Origin of the sequence: Streptomyces sp. NRRL F-525, assembly GCF_000716605.1 — a bacterium.
Lineage (GTDB): Bacteria > Actinomycetota > Actinomycetes > Streptomycetales > Streptomycetaceae > Streptomyces.
Map to the genome: position 1 here is coordinate 173,724 of NZ_JNXE01000014.1, position 21,878 is coordinate 195,601.

Here is a 21,878-nt window from a genome sequence, read left to right on the forward strand (position 1 = left end):
GAGTGTTCGGTATGGAGCAACAGGAGCAGCGCACGTCGGTTCGGCTCGTGGTCGTGGACCCGGACCTCGAAGCGCAGTGCGACCGGGTGGAAGAGCACTTGCTGGCGCCCCTGGCCGAGATCGTCGGGGGAGCGGGTGGGCACCCGCTGTTCGCGGACGGGCTCGCCGTCTTCCGGCGGGTGCGGGAGGCACTGGCCGACGCGGTGGCGCGGGGGCCCAAGGTGTGGTCGCCGAACGGCCGTTGGGAGCACGAGGGTCTGCGCATCGTCGAACTGCCCACGGAGGACACGGACTTGCTGTACGCGCTGCTGCGCGAGTTGTCCGGACTCCTCGTGGCCCCGCCCGATCTGCCCGACCCCTCCGGCGTCGTGGCCACCGTTCGCGGCACCGTCCTCACGCCCGAGAAGACCGCCGTCGGCCTGGTCGGCGCGCTGGCGCGGGTGCTGTCCCTGGTGGACCTCACGCCCGACGCCGACACGGCCACCCTCTTCGCGGCGATCGAGGCGGCCGGCGGCGAGGACGTGAGACTCGGCTACGGGCAGGACGAGGCGTGGCAGCGCCTCGCCCACCGGCTCACGATGCTGCTGACCGAGTCGGCTCCCTTGCATCGCTTCCTGTACTGAACTGCCTTTGAATCAGCGCGAGTTGCGCCTGCGGCGGGCGACGAGCAGGGCCGCCGAGCCCAGCACCACGGCCCCGCCCGCCGCGCTGGCGATGAGGGCCATGGGGCCCGTGCCCGTGTGCGGCAGCGTGCCGCCGGGCGCGGCCGTCGCGGTCGGTGTGGCCGACGTACCGCCTGACGCTCCCGGGGTGGGGGACGTGCCGGACGTCGGCGAGGACGCGGATGCGCTCGACGTCGGGGACGCGGCCGCCTTGTCGAAGGCGAACGTCACGCTGTCGTTGGCGGTGTTCCGGTCGTGGAGGGCGATGCCCGCCGGGCCGGGGCGTACGGTCGCCGTGCCCTTGGCTCCGGTGTAGTCCTTGGCCGGCTTCACCCACAGCACGAACAGCTGGCTCTTCCCGGCGGCGACACCGCGCGGCACGGGGCAGACGTAGTGCCGGTGGCCCGCCGCGAAGGGGGCCGTCTTCGTGTCGCTGACCCAGAGGAAGCACTCGCCGTAGGGGCCGTCCTCCCCCTCCTCGAAGGCGTTGCCGGTCGCGACCGTGCCCTTGGGCAGGACCACGTCGAGCAGGGCGACGGCCTTGTTGCCGACGCCGTACGCGGAGGCCGGGCCGTGGTTCACGGCGTTGAGGGTCAGGGTCCACTGGCCGGCCGTGCCGCGGGGTGTCACCGCGGCGGTGGCCGCGAGGTCCGCGGAGCTGTCGGCCGAGACGCGGACCTGGCCCGTGGCGCCGCTCTCGAAGCCGTTTCCCGCACCGGACGCGGGCACCAGGGTGAGCGCGGGCCCGGTGCCCGGGTAGCTGCCACCACCCGGGTCCACACCGGGCTTCAGGAGCTCGGCCGAGTAGTCGGTCACGGCGGTGAGGACGTGCTGGCCGACCGTCGCGGTCAGCGGGCTGCTCAGCTCGACGGTGGCGCCCGCGGCGACTGGGGCCGTGAAGACGCAGGTGACGGACGCCTGGCTGCCGGGTTCGACGGGGTCGTCGCCGTCGCCGTAGGCGCAGTTGGAGAACTTCCGGTCGAAGACCAGCCCGCCCACCTCCTCCCAGCGCAGCATGATGCGGCGGTCCGTGGCCAGGTCGCCGGTGTTGCGCAGCCGGAGCGGGAGCTCGATCCGGGACCCGAGCTTGGCGTGCGTCACGTCCGGGACCTTGCCGACGACCAGGTCGGGGACGCCGACGACCACCTTCGCCTCCGCGGTGGCACCGGTGCCGTGGTCCGCGCTGACGGTGTACTTGAGCGTGCCGGTGGCGCCGACCGCGGCGCCCGCGTCCGCCCGCACGGTGAAGTCGACGTACGGCTGCTGGGCGGTGTCCTTGTTGACGCAGGTGAAGACCTGCCCGGCGGCCGTGCACCTCGGGTCGTCGACCGTGACGCTCGCGATGCCGGACAGGTCCCGGGCATCGATGACGAGCGTCTCGTTCGTCTGCAGGGGGACGTTCGCCCCGCCGTCGTAGAACGTCCAGCCCACGTGGACCGACTGCGCGGACGCCCCCACGTTGAGCTGCTTGTCCGCGTCGATCACGGCGTAGGACTGCGTCGGCAGGGGGGAGGGACTGGCGGCCAGGGCCGCGGATCCTGGTGCGAGGGTGAGCACCACGGCGGCCAGCGCCGTCCCCAGCACCGTGCGGTGGGAAGTCATGCCCGTTCGATACGTGAGGTGTCCCGAAGGTTGCCCCCATGTGAATCACGGATTCGTTTGGGCGTTCCTCCAGGGAGGCCGTCGACCTGCCTGGACGATGATCCGAGGCATGGCATTACGCCCGACATGGGACAATGAAGTACGTGCTCCTCCCCCTGGCTGACCTGCCCGGGGACCACCTCTGATCGACTGGGATGTGCAGCACGTGCGTTTCCTCAACGACATCCAGCCCCCGTACGACCTGACGTACGACGACGTCTTCATGGTGCCGCGCCGCAGCGCGGTCGGATCGCGTCAGGGCGTGGACCTCAGCTCCCCGGACGGCACGGGCACCACCATCCCGCTGGTCGTCGCCAACATGACCGCCATCGCCGGGCGCCGCATGGCCGAGACGCTCGCCCGGCGCGGCGGGCTCGTGGTCATCCCGCAGGACATCCCGATCGAGGTCGTCACCGAGGTCGTCTCCTGGGTGAAGAGCCGCCACCTCGTGCTGGACACCCCGATCCGGCTCGCCCCGCACCAGACCGTCGCCGACGCGCTGGCCCTGCTGCCCAAGCGCGCGCACAACGCCGGTGTCGTGGTGGACGAGGCCCAGCGCCCGGTCGGTGTCGTCACCGACGCCGACCTGACCGGGGTGGACCGCTTCACGCAGCTCGGCGAGGTCATGTCCCGTGACCTGCTGCTGCTTGACGCGGACATCGACCCGCGCGAGGCGTTCAACAAGCTGGACGCGGCCAACCGCCGCTACGCGCCCGCCGTCGACCGGGACGGCAAGCTCGCCGGCATCCTCACCCGCAAGGGCGCGCTGCGCGCCACGCTGTACTCGCCGGCCGTGGACACGGACGGCAAGCTGCGCATCGCCGCCGCCGTCGGCATCAACGGCGACTTCGTGCAGAAGGCCAAGCAGCTGCTGGACGCCGGCGTCGACACGCTCGTCATCGACACGGCACACGGCCACCAGGAGTCGATGATCAGCGCGATCCGGCAGGTGCGGGCCCTCGACCCGCAGGTGCCGATCGTGGCGGGCAACATCGTCGCCGCCGAGGGCGTCAAGGACCTCATCGAGGCGGGCGCCGACATCATCAAGGTCGGCGTCGGACCCGGCGCGATGTGCACCACCCGCATGATGACCGGCGTCGGCCGGCCGCAGTTCTCCGCCGTCATGGAGTGCGCGGCCGAGGCCAAGAAGTACGGCAAGCACGTGTGGGCCGACGGCGGTGTCCGGCACCCGCGCGATGTCGCGATGGCGCTCGCGGCCGGTGCGTCGAACGTGATGATCGGCTCGTGGTTCGCGGGCACGTACGAGTCGCCGGGCGACCTCCAGCAGGACGCCAACGGCCGCCTCTACAAGGAGTCGTTCGGCATGGCGTCCGCCCGCGCGGTGCGCAACCGCACGTCGGACGAGTCGGCCTACGACCGGGCCCGCAAGGCGCTGTTCGAGGAGGGCATCTCCACCTCCCGCATGTTCCTCGACCCGGCCCGCCCGGGCGTCGAGGACCTGATCGACTCGATCATCGCGGGCGTCCGCTCCTCCTGCACGTACGCCGGCGCGGCCTCCCTGGAGGAGTTCGCCGAGCGCGCGATCGTCGGCATCCAGAGCGCTGCGGGCTACGCGGAGGGCAAGCCGCTGCACGCCAGCTGGAGCTGACCAACTCGCCTTGCTGCGGCCCCTGTTGTCCCGGCCCCCGGGATATTCAGGGGCCGTCGGCGTGTCCGGGGTCCTACCGTCGGGGGCATGGAGATAGCCGTGTGCAGGGCCGAGGACATCGCCGTACTGGACCGCCTCCTGCCGTCGTACAGCGTCGACGGCAACCACCGGGCTCGGTTCGCGCGGCAGGAGGCCGGGGAGAGCACCTACCTGATCCCCTGGCTCGACGGTCGTCCCGTCGGGCACGCGGAGGTCCGTTGGACGGGGTGCGCGGCGCCCGAGGTGTCGGCGGGCTGCCCGGAGATCAACGGCCTGTTCGTCTGGCCGCAGGCGCTCCGCTCGCGGGGCATCGGTGCCGCCCTGGTCCGCGAGGCCGAGCGGCTGGCTCGCCTGCGCGGCATCGGCGTCATGGGCCTGGGCGTCGGCGACGGCAACCCGCGTGCCGCGGCGCTGTACGCGCGGCTCGGCTACCGGCCCACGGTCACGTACGTCGACCGTCACGCGCACCTCGACGCCGAGGGCGTGCGGCACGAGCATGCCGACCCCTGTGTGTTCCTGGTCAAGGAACTGCCGTCAGGCCCTCTTGACGTCAAGCGGCCTTGACGCAACGCTGCACCCATGACCACACCCCAGAGCATCGAGCCCGAGCACACCCTCCTCACCGCGGTCGCCCGCCTCGACCACCTCCGCACCCGCGAGTCCCTCGCCGGCTTCGGCAGCGACGCCGAGGCGCTCGACCGGTCCGAGACGCTGGAACTGCTCGCCCTGACCGAGGTCGTCGCCCGCAAGGCCGCCTACGGCCGTCAGCTCACCGTCCGCGCGGCCCGCGAGGCCGGTGCCTCCTGGACGCAGATCGGGGCCGCGCTGGGGATGAGCAAGCAGGCGGCCTGGGAGGCGCACACGCGGTGGATCGACGCCCAGGCGGAGGTGTTCGGACAGCCCGGGCGGATCGGGTTCGACGAGGAGGACGTGGCCGCGGCACGGGCGCTCGCGGGGGAGCCGGACGAGGGCTGACCAGGGCGTAGGTCGACGGTCGAGGCGATCGCGCAACGCTCGAAACCCGCCACGCAACGAATCAACACCCGCGTCCCACGAACGCAACGATCTTGCGGAGACGCGCAAGGTTGCCGCATTACGGGCAGGACGCGCGGCCTCGTAAGGTCGAGCGCTGTACCCAGCGCGCGGCAGGACCTCCGCTCGGCGGCCCTCTCCGTGCCGCCCGTCCCTGCCGCCGTGACCGGCAGCGACAAGGAGCCACCGCGTGCTCGACCAAGGCGCACCCCCGCACGACCGCCGTCAGACCGCCGAGCCGTCCCCGGGGCTCGGCGCGCGTCTGATGCGCCGCAAGCCCGTGGAACTCCTGGTCGCCGAGGGCGGCCACGGCGAGGGCGGCTCGCTCCGCCGCTCCCTCGGGCTCTGGCAGCTGACGATGATCAGCATCGGCGCCACCCTCGGCACCGGCATCTTCGTCGTCCTCGGCGAAGCCGTCCCCAAGGCCGGTCCCGCCGTCACCCTCTCCTTCGTGATCGCCGGCCTCACCGCCCTCTTCTCGGCCCTCTCGTACGCGGAACTCGCGGGCACGATCCCGGTCGCCGGTTCCTCGTACTCGTACGCCTACGCCACGATGGGCGAGCTGATCGCCTGGATCTGCGGCTGGTGCCTGGTCCTGGAGTACGGCGTCTCGGTCGCCGCCGTCGCCGTCGGCTGGGGCGAGTACCTCAACGAACTCCTCGACGGGACGATCGGCGTCACCATCCCGGACGCCCTGTCCGCCCCGCCCGGCGACGGCGGCATCTTCAACCTCCCGGCGCTGATCGTCGTACTCCTCGCCATGGCCTTCCTGCTCGGCGGCGCCAAGGAGTCCGCGCGTGCCAACACGGTCATGGTGTGCGTGAAGATCGCCGCGCTGGTGCTGTTCTGCGCGATCGGCATCCAGGGCTTCAGGTCCGGCAACTACGACCACTTCATGCCGCTGGGCATGGCGGGCGTCAGCGCGGCAGGGGCGACGCTCTTCTTCTCGTACATCGGCTTCGACGCCGCCTCCACGGCCGGCGAGGAGGCGAAGAACGCGCAGCGCGACCTGCCCCGCGCGATCATGCTCTCCCTCGTCATCGTCACCGCGCTCTACGTCCTCGTCGCGGCCGTCGCCGTCGGCGCGAAGCCCTGGCGCCGCTTCAACGACTCCGAGGCCGCCCTCGCCCAGATCATGCGCGACGTCACCGGCCAGTCCTTCTGGGGCACCCTGCTCGCGGGGTGCGCGGTCATCGCCATCGCGAGCGTCGTCCTGACCGTGCTCTACGGCCAGACCCGCATCCTCTTCGCGATGTCCCGGGACGGGCTGGTCCCCAAGGTGTTCGGCAAGGTCCACCCGAAGACCGGGGCGCCGCGCGCCAACACGGTCATCGTGTCCCTGTTCTGCGGGGTCCTCGCGGCCGCCATCCCGCTGGGGCAGCTCGCGGACGCGACCAGCATCGGCACGCTCTTCGCCTTCGCGCTGGTCAACATCGCCGTCGTGGTGCTGCGCCGGACCCGCCCGGACATGTCCCGCACCTTCCGCGTACCGCTGTCGCCGGTGCTGCCCGCCGTGGGCTTCGGGCTGTGCGTGTGGATGATGGGCAGCCTCTCGGCCGTCACCTGGGTGGTCTTCGGAATCTGGATGGCCGTCGGGCTCGTGTTCTACTTCGTATACGGCCACCGCCGCTCCCGACTGGCACCCACCGCACCACCCGAGAAGTGATCGATCCACCGTGCTGAACGAACTCGACGAACGCATCGTGCACGCCCTCGCCGAGGACGCCCGCCGCTCCTTCGCGGACATCGGGCAACTCGTCGGCCTGTCCGCGCCCGCCGTGAAGCGGCGCGTGGACCGGCTGCGGGCCACCGGCGCCATCACCGGCTTCACCGTCCGGGTGGACCCGTCGGCGCTCGGCTGGGAGACCGAGGGGTTCGTCGAGATCTACTGCCGGCACAACACCTCCCCGGACACCATCCGGCGCGGCCTGGAGCGCTACCAGGAGGTCGTGGCCGCGTCCACGGTCACCGGCGACGCGGACGCGGTCGTCCAGGTCTTCGCCGCCGACATGCGCCACTTCGAGCGGGTCCTGGAGCGCATCGCGGGGGAGCCGTTCGTGGAGCGCACCAAGTCGGTCCTCGTCCTCTCCCCGCTGCTCCGCCGCTTCTCGTCCGGCTCGCCGACGTAGGCATTCGGGGCGACTGTCAGTGGGGCGCCGTACGGTCCAGCCTCAAGGTCCCCGAGCCCAAGTCGGCCAAGAACAGGGTGCACTTGGACATCCGAGTGCCGACTCGGAGGGCAACGAGTTCTGCGTGGCGGCCAGTTGAGGTTCAGGGATCACCCCGACCCCTGACTCATTCCAACCCCGCGCTCACTCCGCCGTCTTCCGCGCCAGCGCGTTGTTCCCTATCGAGTTGTGCACGCTGAAGCTCACCGCGTCCGAGCGGTAGCGGTCGTCCGACCACTCAACTGGTCGTCCTTCGCGGGTCGTTGTGACCCGGCGGACCCGGAGCAGCGGGCTGGTGCGGCGGATTCCCAGCAGGTCCGCGTCCTGCGCGCCCGCGGCGACCGCGTCGATGACGTGCTCGCCGTAGGCGAAGACCAACCCCGTGTCGTCGTACAGGCGTTGGGTCACCGACGGGCACTCCGGCTCGATCGCCTCGACGGCGGGGGAGATCCAGTCGGCGTACACCGTCCGCTCCAGGAGGACCGGCTCGCCGTCCAGGCCGCGGACGCGGAGGACGTGCAACACCGGGGTCCCCGGGGCGAGTTGGAGGCGTACGGCGTCCTCGGCGGTGGCCGGGCGGTACTCCTGCGCGACCACGTGCCCGGTCGCCTCGCGCTCCATCGCGCGGGCCCACTCGGCGAAGCTGCGCAGCTCCGCGAAGCTCTGGCTGCGGCGGCTGGCCAGCACCACCCGGCGGGCGCCCTGGCGGGAGCCGATCAGCCCCTCGGCGGTGAGGGCCGCGACGGCCTGGCGGACCGTGCCGCGCGAGACGCCGTACTGCGCCGCGAGGTCCGTCTCCGCGGGCAACAGGCTGCCGACTGTGTACTCCTCGCGGTCGATGGCCCTGCGCAGCTCGTCGGCGATCTCCTCGTGTCGCGCCGTCATGCTTCCCCTCCGAGTTGGCCACTGTGCACAGCGTGAGCAGCGTAGTCGAGTTCCCTTGGTGATCCGTGTCAGCCAGGAGTGTGCAGGGAATTAGGGGTCACGGTTTCGCCAATGTTTACGAACAAGACACCATCACCCGGCGTACTGAGGCCAACTTGTTCAGACAAGTTCTGCCGACAAGTTCTCCGCTCTGCTCTAACCCTCGTGCGCACCCCTGGAGAGACCGTGACCGTGTCCCCGCCGAGAAACGCCGTCCTGGGTGGATCCCTCGCCGTCGTCGCCGCGCTCGCCCTCAGCGCCTGCGGCGCCGCTCCCACCAACTCGTCGACCACCGCCGACGGCAAGAACGCCGCCACCGCCACCTCCGTCGCCGACTTCGGCGGCATGGACGCCCTGGTGAAGGCGGCCAAGAAGGAGGGCACGCTGCACGCCATCGCGCTGCCCCGCGACTGGGCCAACTACGGCGCCCTCATCGACGGTTTCACCAAGAAGTACGGCATCAAGATCACGGACGAGAACCCGGACGGCTCCAGCCAGGACGAGATCAACGCCGTCACCTCCCGCAAGGGCCAGGACCGTGCGCCCGACGTCCTCGACCTCGGTTCCTCCTTCGCGCTGAGCGCCGCCCAGCAGGGCCTGCTCGCGCCGTACAAGGTCGCCTCCTTCGACCAGATCCCCGAGGGCCAGAAGGACCCGAAGGGCCAGTGGTTCAACGACTACGGCGGCTACATCTCCATCGGCTGCGACGCCAAGCGCGTCAAGACCTGCCCGACCACCTTCGCGGACCTGCTGAAGCCGCAGTACAAGGGCCAGGTCGCCCTCAACGGCAACCCCACCAAGTCGGGTTCGGCCTTCGGTGGCGTGTACGCGGCGGCGCTCGCCAACAAGGGTTCCTTCGACGACATCCAGCCCGGCCTGGACTTCTTCGGCAAGCTGAAGAAGAACGGCAACTACACGCCGGTCGAGTCGACCCCGGCCACGGTCGAGAAGGGCGAGACGCCCATCTCCATCGACTGGGACTACCTGAACGCCGGTTACGCCGACGAGTTCAAGTCCAAGGGCGTCGACTGGAAGGTCTCCATCCCGGGCGACGGCCAGTACGCGCAGTACTACTCGCAGGCCATCAACAAGGACGCCCCGCACCCGGCGGCCGCCCGCCTGTGGCAGGAGTACCTGTACAGCGCCGAGGGCCAGAACCTGTGGCTCAAGGGGTACGCGCGCCCGGCGCTGATGACCTCCATGGAGTCGGCCGGCACCCTCGACAAGACCGCCGCCGCCAAGCTCCCCAAGGTCACCGGCACGCCGTCCTTCCCGACCGAGGCCCAGCAGAGCAAGGCCAAGACGGTCATCGCGTCCGGCTGGGCGAAGGCCGTCTCCGGATGACGGCCACGCTCACGCGGGCCGACGTCGGCGCCGCCGCTTCCGTGAAGCGGCGGCGCCGCGTCCCCGGCTGGATCGCCGTGGTCCCGCTGCTCGTGTTCGTCGCGGTCGCCTTCGGGGTGCCCGCCATAGCGATGCTGAACGGCGCATTCACCGTCAAGAACCAGACGACGGGCGCCACTTCGTACAGCACCGCCAACCTCACCGAGTCCCTGAAGGGCGCCTACCTCACCGCGCTGATCGGCAGCGTCAAGCTGTCCGCGCTCTCGGCCGCCCTCGGCACCCTGCTCGGGCTGCCGCTCGCGCAGGTCGTCGTCACCTCCCGCTTCCGCGCGCTGCGCGAGGCCGTGCTCACCGCCTCCGGCGTCCTCGCCAACTTCGGCGGTGTCCCGCTGGCCTTCGCGTTCGTCGCGACCCTCGGCAACGCCGGTGTCCTGACGACCCACTTGGGCCTCAAGGACAAGGGCTGGGACCTCTACAGCTTCTCCGGTCTGGTCCTCGTCTACCTGTACTTCCTCATCCCGCTGATGGTCCTCACCATCACCCCCGCCCTGGAGGGCCTGCGCACCCAGTGGCGCGAGGCCGCCCAGAACAACGGCGCCACCGGCGTCCAGTACTGGCGCCACGTCGCCCTGCCGGTGCTGCTGCCCTCGCTGCTCGGCGGGTTCGTCCTCCTCTTCGGCAGCGCGTTCGCCGCGTACGCCACCGCCGCGGCCATGGTGGGCAGTTCGATCCCGCTGGTCACCCTGCAGATCGCCGACGCCATCTCCGGCAATGTGCTGGTCGGCCAGGAGAACGTGGCCCTCGCCCTCAGCCTCGACATGGTCCTGGTCGCGGGCGTGGTCATGGCCGTGTACCTGCCCCTGCAACGACGGAGCGCGCGATGGCTGGACGCCTGAACCTCTGGCGGTGGGTCGTCCTCGGCCTCGCCGCCCTGTACTTCCTGGTCCCGCTCGCCGCGTCCGTGGTCTTCACGGTCGACGTGCCCGGCGAGGGCGTCACCTTCGACGCCTACACCCAGATCGTCTCCACCGACGGCTTCACCTCCAGCCTGGTGCTCTCGCTGGAACTCGCCGCCGCCACCATCGCCGTCGTCCTGCTCCTGATGGTCCCGGCCATGGTCGCGCTACGGCTCGGAGCGCCCCGGCTGCGCCCGGTCGTCGAGGTGATCTGCTCGCTGCCGCTGGTGGTGCCGCCGATCGCGTTCGTCGCCGGTATCGCGACGGTCTTGAAGTGGGGCCCCGACTACCTGTCCCGCACCCCGCTGTTCGAGACCTTCGTCGCCATCCAGAACCCGAGCTTCCCGTTCATCCTGGTCCTCGCCTACGTCGTGATGGCGCTGCCGTTCGTGTACCGGGCGCTGGACTCGGGGCTGCGCGCCATCGACGTGAAGACCCTGGTCGAGGCCGCCCGCAGCTGCGGCGCGAACTGGCCGCAGGCCCTCGTGCGGACCGTACTGCCCAATCTGCGCGGCGCGTTGCTCAACGCGTCCTTCCTCACGCTGGCCCTGGTCCTTGGCGAGTTCACCGTGGCCCAACTCCTGGGTTTCCAGCCCTTCGCCGTGTGGATCTACAGCGTCGGCGGGTCCAACGCCCAGCTCTCCGTCGCCGTCTCCGTGCTCAGCCTGGTCGTCACCTGGGCACTCCTCCTCACGCTCGCCGGTGTCGGCGGGCGCGACAAAACCGCTTCGTCCCGGGGATGAACCATGACCGCCACCACGCTTGAGAAGACCACGACGGACAACGCCGCCACCGTCGAATTCCGGGGCCTGCGCCGGGAGTTCGGCCCCACGGTCGCCCTCGACGGACTCGACCTGACCGTCCGGCCCGGCGAGTTCCTGGCCCTGCTCGGCCCCTCCGGCTGCGGCAAGACCACCGCCCTGCGTATGCTCGCGGGCTTCGAACACCCCACCTCCGGCGAGGTGTTGGTGGACGGCAAGGACGTCACCGACGTGCCCGCGCACCGCCGCGACGCCGGGATGGTCTTCCAGTCCTACAGCCTCTTCCCGCATCTCAACGCGCTCGACAACGTCGCCTTCGGCCTGCGCATGCGCAAGGTCCGCACGGCCGAACGGCGGTCCCGTGCGGCCGAGTTGCTCGACCTCGTCGGGCTCGGCGACAAGGGCGAGCGCTTCCCGCACCAGCTCTCCGGCGGCCAGCAGCAGCGCGTCGCCCTGGCCCGCGCGCTCGCCCTGCGCCCGCGCGTCCTGCTCCTGGACGAGCCGCTCTCGGCGCTCGACGCCAAGGTACGGCTGTCCCTGCGCGAGGAGATCCGCCGCCTCCAGCAGGAACTCGGCATCACCACCCTCTTCGTGACGCACGATCAGGAAGAGGCGCTGTCCATAGCCGACCGGGTTGCCGTGATGCGCGCCGGAAAGCTCGAACAGTGCGCCGCACCGGCCGAGTTGTACGGCCGGCCCACGACCGCGTTCGTCGCCGAGTTCGTCGGCACGATGAGCCGGCTCCCGGGACACCTCACCGACGGGGTCGTCGAAGTGCTCGGCCAGCGGCTGCCGGTCGACGGCGAGGCGGCCGCGCTGACGGAGGTGGACGTCCTCGTACGCCCCGAGGCGATCGACGTGCGGGCCGACGCCGCCGGTGACGCGCGGGTCGTCGCCACCGCCTTCCTCGGTTCGGTCGTCCGCCTCACCGTGCAACTCGCCGACTCCACCGAGGTCAAGGCCGACCTGCCCGCGCACGAGGCCGCGGGGCTGGGCGCCGGCGTCGCCGTACGGGTGTCGCTGCCGGAACGGCCGGTACTCGTGGCGGAACGCATCTGATCCAGGGCCATAGTGGCCCGTAGTGCCCGTACTGAAAGAGAGAAACGTGACCCCCCACACCCAACTCCCGCTCCAGGCCGTCCTGTTCGACATGGACGGAACGCTCGTCGACACCGAGCGGCTGTGGTGCGAGGCGGTGGAGCAGGTCGCGGGCAGAACCCTGACGGACGCGGACCAGCCGGAGGTGCTCGGCCGCCCGGTCGAGCACACCGCCGACTGGCTCGCCCGGACCACGGGCGCGTCGGCGGCGGACCTCGCGGCCGCGCTGCACCGGGAGTTCGCCGCCCGCGTCCGCACCGGCATCGTGCCCCGCCCCGGCGCGCTCGCCCTGCTCGACGCCCTCGCCCGCGACGGCGTCCCCACGGCGCTCGTCACCGCGTCCCCCCGCGCGGTCGCCGACACCGTCCTCGACGCCCTCGGCGCGAGCCGCTTCGCGGTCTCCGTCACCGCCGACGACACCGGGCGCACCAAGCCCGCGCCCGATCCCTACCTCGCCGCGTGCCGCGCCCTCGGCGTCGAACCGGCTGCCTGCGTGGCCGTCGAGGACACCCAGACCGGCGTCAGCTCCGCCGAGGCGGCCGGCTGCGCGGTCCTCGCGGTGCCGTCGCTGGCCCCGATCGACGCGGCCCCCGGCCGGACCGTGCGGGACAGTCTCGTCGGGGTCACCCCGGCGGCCCTGCGCGCGATGGTGACGCGCGAACAGCCGTACGAGCTACGCGTGTTGAGCTGGAATCTCTGGCTCGGCGGCAGCAAGGTCGACGACCACCGCACCAAGCAGTTGAAGGCGATCGCGGAGACCGGCGCGGATGTGGTCGGCCTCCAGGAGACGGGCGGCACGGCGGCGGAGGAACTCGCCGAGGCGCTCGGTTGGTACCACCACCGGGCGGGCGAGAACCTCGGCGTGATCAGCCGCCACCCGATCACCGCCCGCTTCGGTGACCCGGACGTCGGTTTCTACGGCGCGGCCGGGGTGCGGATCGCCGTGGGGGAGGGGCGTGAGGTCGACGTGTGGACCTGCCACCTCGACTACACGCCCTACGGTCCCTACGAGTCCGCGTTCGACGGGCTTCCGGCCGCGGATCTGATCGCTCACGAGGGCGTTCGGCTCGCCCAGATGCGGGATGCCCTTGGCCGGATCGCGGAGGTGGGTGACGATGCCGTTCCCGTTGTGCTGGTCGGTGACTTCAACTGCCCTTCGCATCTGGACTGGCCGGGTGTGGAGTGGCCGGTGACGATGGCGGCGGCGGAGGCGGGGTTGCTCGACTCGTACCGGGAGGTGCACCCGGATCCGGTCGTGGATCCCGGGCACACCTGGTCGCCGATTCACCCGGTGCACGAGGACGGCAGTGGGCGTGCGGAGCCGCAGGACCGGATCGACTATGTCCTGCACCGGGGGCTGACCGTGTTGGACTCCCGGACGTTCGTGGTGGGCACGCCTAGCCCGTGGCCGGATGTGTCTGGCAACTGCTGGCCGTCGGATCACGCGGCCGTGCTTACGGTGTTTGCGGTGCCCCGCGGTTAAGTGACACAGCGGTCCGGCAGCGCGCCCCAAAGGGGCGCGGGGAACTGCGCGACCAGCCACAACGGACCCGCAGCCGACGCACGGGCCTTCCCGCGGAGCGCTATCAAGGGTTCCAGAAGAACGACACGTGCGCGCGGTCGAAGCGGCGCTCGGCCAGGTCCTGGCGCGGTATTACCCAGTGCAGGGTGGAACCCTCTCGCCCGTTGAGACCGATGTCCCACTGGGCGAGCAGGGTCCACTCCTCGGGGGCGGGCAGTTCTGCGGTGTCGTCGGCCCGGTGTCGGCGTGCCTCTTGGGCATCCTCCGCCGCGTCCGTGACCGGGTCCGTCTCCGTGCACTCGTGGAAGGCGTAGCCGCCGAGGTGGAGCGGGCCGTCGACGACGATATCGCCGTACGTCTCGTTCCACACCTCGGCCAGGTCCCAGGCGCGGGGATGGCCGGGGAGCGTGACGGTCTCGTCGCAGCCCTCCGGGGAGCGGACCAGGAAGTGGTGCGGGAGGGAGACGTCGGGCGCCAGGCGTAGTTCCTCCTGCGGGAACTGCTCGTAGATCGCGAGCGTGTCGGTGTCGTCGAACTGGTCCCCCTCCGCGCCGTAGACGCAGGCGTACTTCGTGTTCCGTTCCTCGACGGGGGTCCCCTCGGGGATGTACACGACCTCGCCGGCGCTGCCGCCGTAGTACGTCATCTCGGGGAAACCGAAGAGCAACAGGCGGCCGTCGGGCGGCAGTTGGAGGCCGGTCGTCTCCTCGGGGAGGGCCGCGCAGTCGAGGGTGGCGAGTAACGGGAACCAGGGGTCGGGGGCGTCGGCGGGCAGGAGCAGGGGGCCGCCGAACCTGCCGACGACCGGGCCCTCCCCGCCGGTGACGAGGGTCCCGGAGGGGCGAGCGGCGGCGATCCAGCCGTCGACGTCCTCGGGAGGTATCCCGCGGCCCAGTGCTTCCTCGCGGAAGGGGGTGAGCCGGTTGATCAGGTCAGGATTCATGGGCGGAAACCTACGCCCGGGGTCTGACAACCGGTTCACCGCACCGGAACGACCCGCTCCCACCAGGCACGCAACGAATCGCCGCCGCGCCCCACCCGCACGCAACAAACCGCTCACCGGCGCGCAACAGCTCCTTCTTGTCGGGCCCGGCCCCTCAGCCGTACCGTCTAGGAGGGCCTCGATAGGTGGCTCTTCAACCTCTTCAACCTTTTCGTACCGGTGAGGAACAGACATGCGCACCGCCCTCCTCCAGAGCTCCGGCCGCCCCGGCTCCGTCGTCGAGAACCTCAAGGTCCTCGACGAGGCCGCGGGCCGGGCCGCGGCCGGCGGTGCCGCGCTGCTCGCCGCGCCGGAGATGTTCCTCACCGGATACGCGATCGGCGACGACGTCGGCCGCCTCGCCGAGCCCGCCGACGGCGACTCCGCGGACGCCGTCGCCGAGATCGCCGGCCGGCACGGACTTGCCGTCGCCTACGGCTACCCCGAGCGCGACGGCGACGCGGTGTACAACTCCGCCCAGCTGATCTCCGCCGACGGCAGCCGCCTGGCCAACTACCGCAAGACCCACCTCTTCGGCGACTTCGAGCGCGCCCACTTCACACCGGGCGAACAGCCGGTCGTCCAGGCCGAGTTGAACGGCCTGACCGTCGGCCTGATGATCTGCTACGACGTCGAGTTCCCGGAGCCCGTCCGCGCCCACGCCCTCGCCGGCACCGACCTGCTCCTCGTCCCGACGGCGAACATGCACCCGTTCCAGTTCGTCGCCGAGGCCGTGGTCCCGGTGCGCGCCTGGGAGAACCAGATGTACGTGGCGTACATCAACCGCATCGGCCAGGAAGGGGAGTTCGACTTCTTCGGCCTCTCCACCCTCGCCGGTCCCGACGGAGTCGCCCGCACCCGCGCCGGTCGCGGCGAGGAACTCCTTCTCGCGGACGTCGACTCCGAGTTGCTCGCCAACTCCCGTGCGGCGAACCCGTATCTGACGGACCGTCGCCCCGGCCTCTACGGGTCCCTCGCCTGAATCCCCCCTGCTGTTCCCGCACTTGTACTTGTTCTTGTTCCGCTAGGAGTCCGTACCCCATGACGTCCACGGTGCCCAACGCCGTCCAGCACGCCGACGAGCGGCAGCCGCCGATCACCATGTTCGGGCCGGACTTCCCGTACGCGTACGACGACTTCCTCGCCAGCCCGGCGGGTCTCGGCCAGATACCCGCGACCGAGCACGGCACCGAAGTCGCCGTGATCGGCGGCGGGTTGTCCGGCATCGTGGCCGCCTACGAGCTGATGAAGATGGGCCTCAAGCCCGTCGTCTACGAGGCCGACCAGATCGGCGGGCGGCTGCGGACCGTCGGCTTCGATGGGTGCGACCCCTCCCTCACCGCCGAGATGGGCGCGATGCGCTTCCCGCCCTCCTCCACCGCCCTCCAGCACTACATCGACCTGGTGGGCCTTGAGACCCGGCCGTTCCCCAACCCCCTTGCGGAGGCGACCCCTTCGACCGTCGTCGACCTCAAGGGCGAGTCCCACTACGCGACCACCGTCGACGACCTCCCGCAGGTCTACCGCGATGTGATGCACGCCTGGAACGCCTGCCTCGAAGAGGGCGCCGACTTCTCCGACATGAACCGCGCCATGCGCGAACGCGACGTCCCGCGCATCCGCGAGATCTGGTCGAAGCTCGTCGAGAAGCTCGACAACCAGACCTTCTACGGCTTCCTCTGCGACTCCGAGTCCTTCAAGTCCTTCCGCCACCGCGAGATCTTCGGCCAGGTCGGCTTCGGAACGGGTGGCTGGGACACCGACTTCCCCAACTCGATCCTCGAGATCCTGCGCGTCGTCTACACCGAGGCCGACGACCACCACCGCGGCATCGTCGGCGGCTCCCAGCAACTCCCGCTCCGCCTCTGGGACCGCGAGCCGCAGAAGATCGTCCACTGGCCCTACGGCACCTCGCTGGCGTCCCTGCACGTGGGCGGCGAACCCCGCCCCGCCGTGACCCGGCTGCACCGCACCGCCGGCAACGGGATCACGGTGACGGACGCCAACGGCGACATCCGCACCTACCAGGCGGCGATCTTCACCGCCCAGTCCTGGATGCTGCTCTCGAAGATCGCCTGCGACGACTCGCTCTTCCCGATCGACCACTGGACCGCGATCGAGCGCACCCACTACATGGAGAGCTCGAAGCTGTTCGTCCCGGTCGACCGGCCGTTCTGGCTCGACAAGGACGAGGAGACCGGCCGGGACGTCATGTCGATGACCCTCACCGACCGTATGACGCGCGGGACTTACCTCCTCGACGACGGTCCGGACAAGCCCGCCGTCATCTGCCTCTCGTACACCTGGTGCGACGACAGCCTCAAGTGGCTGCCGCTGTCCGCGAACGAACGGATGGAGGTCATGCTGAAGTCGCTCGGCGAGATCTACCCGAAGGTCGACATCAGGAAGCACGTCATCGGCAGCCCGGTGACCGTCTCCTGGGAGAACGAGCCTTATTTCATGGGCGCGTTCAAGGCCAACCTGCCCGGCCACTACCGCTATCAGCGGCGCCTGTTCACCCACTTCATGCAGGACCGGCTGCCCGCGGACAAGCGGGGCGTCTTCCTTGCCGGCGACGACATCTCCTGGACGGCCGGCTGGGCCGAGGGTGCCGTCCAGACCGCGCTGAACGCGGTCTGGGGCGTCATGCACCAACTCGGGGGAGCGACCGACCCGACCAACCCCGGGCCCGGGGACGTCTACGACGAGATCGCGCCGGTCGAACTCCCGGAGGACTGAGGGGAGTTCAGACCCCGGCCGCGCGGGCCGCCGTGTACAGCTCGGCGGCCAGGTCCTTGAGTTCCTCGGCGTCCCGCGGGGCACCGGCGAACTCGAAGAAGTACTCGTCGAGACCGACCTCGACATGCGCCACGAGGTCCGTCACGATCTGGTCGATGTTGCCGGCGAACGGCGGGCGGTCCGCGCCCTCGTAGGCCTTGGGCGTGTACCGCAGATTGATCCGGGCCGCCGACTGGAGCGGCTCGGTACGGCCGCGCTCGGCGGCCAGCTCCTGCAACGCCCGCCATTCCGCGGCCAGTTGCTGGGCGCCCATGGCCACCGGCTGCCAGCCGTCGGCGCGGTCGACGAGCCGGGTCAGCGCCTTCTTGCTCATCGCGGGCAGCAGGATGGGGATCGGCCGGGCGGGCTTGGGTCCGACCACCGAGGAGTTGATGGTGGTGAGCGCGCCCTCGTACGTCACCGGGTCAGGGCCCCACACCGCACGGCACACGTCCAGCACCTCGTCCAGGGACTTGCCGCGGTCCTTGAACGGGGCGATCCCGGCCGCCGCGTACTCGTCGAGCGACCAGCCGGTGCCGAACCCGGCCACCACCCGGCCGCCGCTCGCCGCGTCCAACGTGCCGAGCGTCCGGGCCAGTTGGAACGGTCCGTGCAGCGGGGCCACCAGCACGCTGGTGCCGAGCCGGGCCCGCCGGGTGGCCGAGACGGCCAGCGCCAGCGTCACCAGGGGTTCGGCGACCGAGCGGTACTCGTCGGGCCACGGGACGCCCTCCATGCCGTAGAGCCCCTGGGTCGCGGGTTCCGGGAAGAGGGCGCGTTCGAAGACCCAGAGGCTCTCGTAGCCGATCTCCTCGGCCGCGCGGGCCACGTCCGGGACGTCCTTGCCGATGTCGTACTGGTGCGTCTGGGGAAGAGTGAGACCCAACCTGGTGGCCATGCTCGTGCTCCTTCGCAACAGGCACTTGAACCGTCAACGTAACTCTCCCGACGGCGTGCGGCGGGTCCCGCACCCGGGTATGGCTGGATCAGTCCGGCAGTGGCGTGAGCAGCATGCGGCCCGCGAGCCCGACCGCCGCGTCCAGCCGTTCGGTGAACTCCTCGGCCACGTCGGGCAGTCCGCGCAGCGCCCACAGGGCCCGCGCCGCCGTCCAGGTCGCCTCCCGGGCGCGCTCCAGACTCCACGAGCCGAGCAGATGCGTGAGCGGATCGGCGATCTGGAACAGGTCGGGCCCCGGCATCAGCTCCTCGCGGACGCGCTCCTCCAGCGACACGAGGAGATCGCCGACGCGGTCGAACTCGTCCTCCAACTCGGCCGGTTCGCAGTCCAGCGTGCGACAGGTGTCCACGACGGCGAGCGCGAGATCGTGGCCGATGTGCGCGTTGATGCCGGACAACGCGAACTGCAGCGGCCGTACGCCCGGATGGCGGCGGAGCTGGAACAGCGGGCGCCAACAGGCGGGCGGGCGGCGCCCGTTGGCCGCCGCGTCCACGGCGGCGAGGTACCGCTCCGCGAACCGTACGTCCAGTGTGATCGCGGCCCGCGCGTCCGCGAACCGCCCGGCGTCGACGCTCCGGTCGACCGCCTCCGTGACGGCGAGGTAGACGCGGTTGAACACCGCGATCCCGTCCCGCGCGGGCAGTTCCTCGTCGAGCGCGCGCAGCCGGGAGACGACCTTGTCCACGGGTGTCACGGGTGTGGTGAAGTGTGCCAATTGCCCCATGGGGGCAGCGTCCCAGCCCTAGGCTGGCCGAGGCGCCGCCGGGCCCGAGACTTCCCCAGAACGGGGGAACGGGTTCGACGCGCGGGAGGGGGCGGCAGCGTGTCAGCTTCACGTGGCCGACGGCGCGGGCGGGTCGCCCGGCGGAGCGTGCTGGTCGTGGCCGCGTCGGTCGTGGTCGCGGTTGGCACGGTGACCGGGATGATCAACGCGCTGGACGACGAGCGCGGTGCGAACGAGGCGCGGCCCGACGCGACGCGGCTGGTGCCGCTGGCTGACGTGCCGTCAACAGCCGTGTCCCCAAAGGTGAGTTACCCGGCCTCCACCTCCGCCAAGCCGAAGAAGACCGCCTCGCCGTCTCCCACGAAGACCGGCGAGAAGCGGTCGGACCCCGTCTCCCCGAGCCTCTACCGCCACCCCGAGTCGCAGGTCCTCGACTGGGTCCACGATCACCCCGACGACCCCCGTACCGAGGTCATAGCGTCCCGGATCGCCGATCAGCCGGCGGCGGTGTGGTTCGCGGACTTCACGCCGTCGACGATCACTTCCCGGGTGCGCGCGGTGACTTCGGGGGCGGCGGCGCAGGGCCGGGTGCCGGTGGTCGTGCCGTACGCGATCCCGGACCGGGACTGCGGCGGGGCGTCCGAGGGCGGGGCGCCGGACTTCGACGCCTACGACGCCTGGATCGACGACTTCGCGGCGGGCCTGGGCTCAAGGGAGGTCGTGATCGTCCTCGAACCCGACTCGATAGCCCAGGCCGACTGCCTCTCCGCCGCCCAACGCGCCGACCGCTTCGAGGCGTTGGCCCGCGCGGGCCGCGTCCTGAAGACCGCCGACCCGAAGGCCCGCGTGTACTTCGACGCGGGCCACTCCGACTGGAACCCGGCCGCTCAACAGGCGGCCCTGCTGAAGGAGGCGGGCGCGGCCAACGCAGCCTCTTCCGACGGGATCTTCAGCAACGTCTCGAATTTCCACGCCACTTCGGCCGAGATCGCCTACGACCGCCAGGTCCTGGACGCCCTCGGCGGCCCCGCGAGCCTCGGCGCGGTCATCGACACCAGCCGCAACGGCAACGGCGCCCCGGCCGACGGCCAGTGGTGCGACCCGGCGGGCCGGAAGATCGGCAGGGCGCCGACTCTCGACACCGGGGAGGCGCGGATCGACGGCTATCTGTGGGTCAAGTTGCCGGGGGAGTCGGACGGTTGCCGGGGTACGGCCGGTACGTTCACGGCGTCGTACGCCTACGACTTGGCGCGCTGACCGGGGTCGTGGGGTGTGTCGTACGACGACGTCCCCTCGTCCAACAGCGGTTGGTCTGTCTTGAGATGGGCGGGTGCGAGGAAGCGCAGGGCGTGGTAGCCGGTGATGACGACGAGCGTGCCCAGGGCGATACCGCTGAGCGTGAAGTTGTCGGTGAACTTGATGGTGACACCGCCGACGCCGATGATGATGCCCGCCGCGGCCGGTACCAGGTTCAGCGGATTGCGCAGATCCACACCGGAGTTGAGCCAGATCTGCGCGCCGAGCAGGCCGATCATGCCGTAGAGGATGACGGTGATCCCGCCGAGCACCCCGCCCGGGATCGCGGCCACGATCGCGCCGAACTTGGGGCAGAGGCCGAAGAGGAGGGCGAAACCGGCGGCGGCCCAGTAGGCGGCGGTGGAGTAGACGCGGGTCGCGGCCATCACGCCGATGTTCTCGGAGTAGGTGGTGTTGGGCGGGCCGCCGACGGCGGTCGACAGCATCGACGCGACGCCGTCCGCCGAGATCGCGGTGCCCAGCTTGTCGTCCAGCGAGTCGCCTGTCATCTCGCCGACTGCCTTGACGTGTCCGGCGTTCTCGGCGACCAGCGCGATCACGACCGGCAGCGCGACCAGGATCGCCGACCACTGGAACGTCGGTCCGTGGAAGGACGGCAGCCCGACCCAGTCGGCCTTGCCGACGGCGGAGAGGTTCAGCCGCCAGTGGTCGGTGACCTCGCCGCTCGCGCTCATCGAGTGGATGCGGCCGAAGATCCGGTCGAACGCCCAGGAGATGGCGTAGCCGAAGACCAGGCCCAGGAAGATCGCGACGCGTGAGAAGAAACCACGCAGACAGACGACGGCCAGACCGGTGAACGCCATGACCAGCAGGGCCGTCCACTGGTCCTGCGGCCAGTAGGTGGCGGCGGTGACCGGGGCGAGGTTGAAGCCGATCAGCATGACGACCGCGCCGGTGACGATCGGCGGCATCGCGGCATGGATGATCCGCGCCCCGAACCGCTGCACGGCGACCCCGACCAGGAACAGCACGACGCCGACGACGAACACCGCGCCGGTCACGGTCGCGCTGGTGCCGCCCTGTGCGCGGATCACCGCGGCCACGCCCACGAAGGACAGCGAGCAGCCGAGGTAGCTGGGCACCCGGCCCCGCGTCGCGAGCAGGAAGATCACGGTCGCGACGCCGGACATCATGATCGCGAGGTTGGGGTCCAGACCCATGAGGACCGGGGCCACGAAGGACGCACCGAACATCGCCACCACGTGCTGGGCGCCGAGCCCGACCGTGCGCGGCCAGGAGAGCCGTTCGTCGGGGCGGACGACCGCTCCGGGTGCGGGCGTCCGCCCGTCACCGTGCAGCTTCCAGCGCACGCCGAGGTCCATGGTGGGTTCGCTTTCTCTGTAGCTGAATTCGCTAGCTGAAT

General features: G+C 70.9%; 20 protein-coding genes. 14 read left to right on the plus strand and 6 right to left on the minus strand.

The annotated features are described in order from the left end of the window. Window positions 1-11 precede the first annotated feature (11 nt). Window positions 12-623: a hypothetical protein gene (locus OO69_RS21265; RefSeq protein ID WP_033282308.1), complete on the plus strand. Its 612-nt coding sequence runs from the start codon at window positions 12-14 to the stop codon at window positions 621-623. A 12-nt stretch (window positions 624-635) separates the two neighbouring features. Here OO69_RS21265 and OO69_RS21270 read toward each other — a convergent pair whose 3' ends face one another. Beyond that, window positions 636-2,264, minus strand: coding sequence for an LPXTG cell wall anchor domain-containing protein (locus OO69_RS21270; protein ID WP_033282309.1), 1,629 nt, complete (start codon window positions 2,262-2,264; stop codon window positions 636-638). A 205-nt stretch (window positions 2,265-2,469) separates the two neighbouring features. On the opposite strand from OO69_RS21270, the gene OO69_RS21275 reads away from it, so the two are divergent. From OO69_RS21275 to OO69_RS21295, 5 genes are all read left to right on the plus strand, one after another. Beyond that, complete coding sequence (locus tag OO69_RS21275) at window positions 2,470-3,912, plus strand: GuaB1 family IMP dehydrogenase-related protein (RefSeq protein WP_033282310.1); 1,443 nt, start codon at window positions 2,470-2,472, stop codon at window positions 3,910-3,912. Between the two features lie 87 nt (window positions 3,913-3,999). Further along, window positions 4,000-4,515 carry a GNAT family N-acetyltransferase gene (locus tag OO69_RS21280; protein WP_033282311.1) on the plus strand — a complete coding sequence of 172 codons (516 nt, stop codon included), beginning with the start codon at window positions 4,000-4,002 and terminating at the stop codon, window positions 4,513-4,515. Window positions 4,516-4,530: 15 nt separating this feature from the next. Continuing rightward, on the plus strand, window positions 4,531-4,926 hold the full coding sequence (locus OO69_RS21285; protein ID WP_033282312.1) for a hypothetical protein: 396 nt from the start codon (window positions 4,531-4,533) through the stop codon (window positions 4,924-4,926). Between the two features lie 247 nt (window positions 4,927-5,173). Beyond that, window positions 5,174-6,649 carry an amino acid permease gene (locus OO69_RS21290; protein WP_033282313.1) on the plus strand — a complete coding sequence of 492 codons (1,476 nt, stop codon included), beginning with the start codon at window positions 5,174-5,176 and terminating at the stop codon, window positions 6,647-6,649. A 10-nt stretch (window positions 6,650-6,659) separates the two neighbouring features. Further along, window positions 6,660-7,112, plus strand: a complete 453-nt coding sequence (locus OO69_RS21295) for an Lrp/AsnC family transcriptional regulator (RefSeq protein ID WP_019059706.1) — start codon at window positions 6,660-6,662, stop codon at window positions 7,110-7,112. Between the two features lie 183 nt (window positions 7,113-7,295). Here OO69_RS21295 and OO69_RS21300 read toward each other — a convergent pair whose 3' ends face one another. Next, window positions 7,296-8,036: a GntR family transcriptional regulator gene (locus tag OO69_RS21300; RefSeq protein ID WP_033282314.1), complete on the minus strand. Its 741-nt coding sequence runs from the start codon at window positions 8,034-8,036 to the stop codon at window positions 7,296-7,298. A 225-nt stretch (window positions 8,037-8,261) separates the two neighbouring features. Between OO69_RS21300 and OO69_RS21305 the strand changes: the two genes are divergently transcribed. Genes OO69_RS21305 through OO69_RS21325 form a run of 5 tightly spaced genes read left to right on the plus strand, consistent with a single transcriptional unit; the run spans window position 8,262 to window position 13,717 of the window. Then, the gene (locus OO69_RS21305; RefSeq protein WP_033282315.1) at window positions 8,262-9,419 is read left to right on the plus strand and encodes an ABC transporter substrate-binding protein; all 1,158 of its coding nucleotides are present in this window, start codon (window positions 8,262-8,264) and stop codon (window positions 9,417-9,419) included. Then, on the plus strand, window positions 9,416-10,315 hold the full coding sequence (locus OO69_RS21310) for an ABC transporter permease (protein WP_033282316.1): 900 nt from the start codon (window positions 9,416-9,418) through the stop codon (window positions 10,313-10,315). Before OO69_RS21305 ends, OO69_RS21310 begins: the two co-directional genes overlap by 4 nt. Next, on the plus strand, window positions 10,300-11,118 hold the full coding sequence (locus OO69_RS21315) for an ABC transporter permease (protein WP_033282317.1): 819 nt from the start codon (window positions 10,300-10,302) through the stop codon (window positions 11,116-11,118). Before OO69_RS21310 ends, OO69_RS21315 begins: the two co-directional genes overlap by 16 nt. A 3-nt stretch (window positions 11,119-11,121) precedes the next feature. Beyond that, entirely contained in the window at window positions 11,122-12,195 is a 1,074-nt protein-coding gene (locus OO69_RS21320) for an ABC transporter ATP-binding protein (protein WP_033282318.1), read from the plus strand. A 46-nt stretch (window positions 12,196-12,241) separates the two neighbouring features. Further along, complete coding sequence (locus OO69_RS21325) at window positions 12,242-13,717, plus strand: HAD-IA family hydrolase (RefSeq protein ID WP_033282319.1); 1,476 nt, start codon at window positions 12,242-12,244, stop codon at window positions 13,715-13,717. 103 nt (window positions 13,718-13,820) lie between these two features. On the opposite strand, the gene OO69_RS21330 is transcribed toward OO69_RS21325, so the two are convergent. Beyond that, window positions 13,821-14,699: a DUF1963 domain-containing protein gene (locus OO69_RS21330; RefSeq protein ID WP_033282320.1), complete on the minus strand. Its 879-nt coding sequence runs from the start codon at window positions 14,697-14,699 to the stop codon at window positions 13,821-13,823. A 232-nt stretch (window positions 14,700-14,931) separates the two neighbouring features. Between OO69_RS21330 and OO69_RS21335 the strand changes: the two genes are divergently transcribed. Then, window positions 14,932-15,720: a carbon-nitrogen hydrolase family protein gene (locus OO69_RS21335; protein WP_033282321.1), complete on the plus strand. Its 789-nt coding sequence runs from the start codon at window positions 14,932-14,934 to the stop codon at window positions 15,718-15,720. Window positions 15,721-15,779: 59 nt separating this feature from the next. Further along, entirely contained in the window at window positions 15,780-17,477 is a 1,698-nt protein-coding gene (locus OO69_RS21340; protein WP_033282322.1) for a flavin monoamine oxidase family protein, read from the plus strand. 7 nt (window positions 17,478-17,484) lie between these two features. Here the strand turns inward: OO69_RS21340 and OO69_RS21345 are convergent, their stop codons facing one another. Together OO69_RS21345 and OO69_RS21350 are read right to left on the minus strand one after the other, a co-directional pair. Next, window positions 17,485-18,414, minus strand: a complete 930-nt coding sequence (locus OO69_RS21345) for an LLM class F420-dependent oxidoreductase (RefSeq protein WP_033282323.1) — start codon at window positions 18,412-18,414, stop codon at window positions 17,485-17,487. An 88-nt stretch (window positions 18,415-18,502) separates the two neighbouring features. Then, entirely contained in the window at window positions 18,503-19,198 is a 696-nt protein-coding gene (locus OO69_RS21350; protein WP_078652513.1) for a DUF5995 family protein, read from the minus strand. A gap of 147 nt (window positions 19,199-19,345) precedes the next feature. On the opposite strand from OO69_RS21350, the gene OO69_RS21355 reads away from it, so the two are divergent. Further along, a complete protein-coding gene (locus OO69_RS21355) occupies window positions 19,346-20,455 on the plus strand; it encodes a glycoside hydrolase family 6 protein (RefSeq protein ID WP_033282325.1) in 1,110 nt (369 codons plus the stop codon). On the opposite strand, the gene OO69_RS21360 is transcribed toward OO69_RS21355, so the two are convergent. Next, window positions 20,437-21,837 carry a uracil-xanthine permease family protein gene (locus OO69_RS21360; RefSeq protein WP_033282326.1) on the minus strand — a complete coding sequence of 467 codons (1,401 nt, stop codon included), beginning with the start codon at window positions 21,835-21,837 and terminating at the stop codon, window positions 20,437-20,439. The two genes, OO69_RS21355 and OO69_RS21360, sit on opposite strands and share 19 nt — an antisense overlap. Window positions 21,838-21,878: the final 41 nt, after the last annotated feature.